Below are 1,050 nucleotides of genomic sequence, written 5' to 3'. Positions count from 1 at the left end.
CGGCAAGGTCAGCGAGCGGACGGATCAGCTGGGATTCACAGAGACCTTCCGGTATGACGAGGAGGGCAACCTGTCCCTGCATATCGACCGGGACGGAAGACAGCTGCAGCGCGCCTGCAACGTATTCGGACAGCCTGTGTATGAGAAGGCGTCCGATGCAGAGGGAAAACATACCAACATCAGCACCTGGCACTATGACAGCCTGGGCCGGGTGACCCGTGCTGTCTGCGACGGAAAGTCCTATGAATACATCTACGATGCATATGGTAACCTGAAAGAAAAGCGTTCCAACGGGAAACGCTTAGTTTCCTATACCCATGACAGGGCAGGGCAGATCACGGAGATCAGGGATCCCGCGGGAGTCTGCACCCGGTATGAGTATGACATTCTGGGCAGACGAAGCCGCATCTTTAATGATGACGGACTGGAAGTGCGCTACGGCTACGATGCCCTGAACCGCATCTGCGATATCCGTTACGGCAATGGCGTGAAGACCGCCTATACCTATGACGGGGACGGAAACGTCCGCACGCTGGAAACCAGAGCGGGTGAAAATGTCCTGCTCTCCTTTGCATACCGGTATGACGGCAACGGAAACCGCACGGCGAAGACAGGCACACAGGCAGCTCTGGGCGGCATCACTTCCGAAATCACCACAGGGAATAATGCGCTGGATATCTCCTACAATTATGATGTCCGGGGACAGCTTCTGGAAGAGCGGCGGAACGGCGCTTCTGTTTGCTATGCCTATGACAAAGCCGGAAACAGAATCCGGAAGACGGATGTACAGGGAGAAATCCGCTATCTTTATAATGAGAAGAACCAGCTAATTGCAGAAGAAAGCCCTGCCGATAGAAAACAGTTTTCTTATGACCGTCAGGGCGGTATAATAGAGGAGAAAAATGCAGCCGGGATCCGCCTGTTCTCCTATAACAGCCGCCACCAGCAGACAAGGGTGGAAACCGAAACCGGCAGCGTGCAGGAGAACCGCTACGATGCGGAAGGCCTGCGTTTTGAACTGCTGGAAAACGGCAGGAGAACCAGCTTTGT

Annotated in this window: 1 pseudogene; it reads left to right on the top strand. The window is 54.5% G+C overall.

Annotated features, from left to right (window positions below):
* A pseudogene (locus DWZ61_RS19385) lies at positions 1–1,050 on the top strand (RHS repeat protein); the annotation flags it as partial.

Origin of the sequence: Clostridium sp. AF34-10BH (assembly GCF_003478095.1) — a bacterium.
Taxonomy (GTDB): Bacteria; Bacillota; Clostridia; order Lachnospirales; family Lachnospiraceae; genus Acetatifactor; species Acetatifactor acetigignens.
The sequence above is the reverse complement of the archived record's forward strand: the minus strand, read 5'-3'. Positions and strand labels throughout refer to the sequence as shown.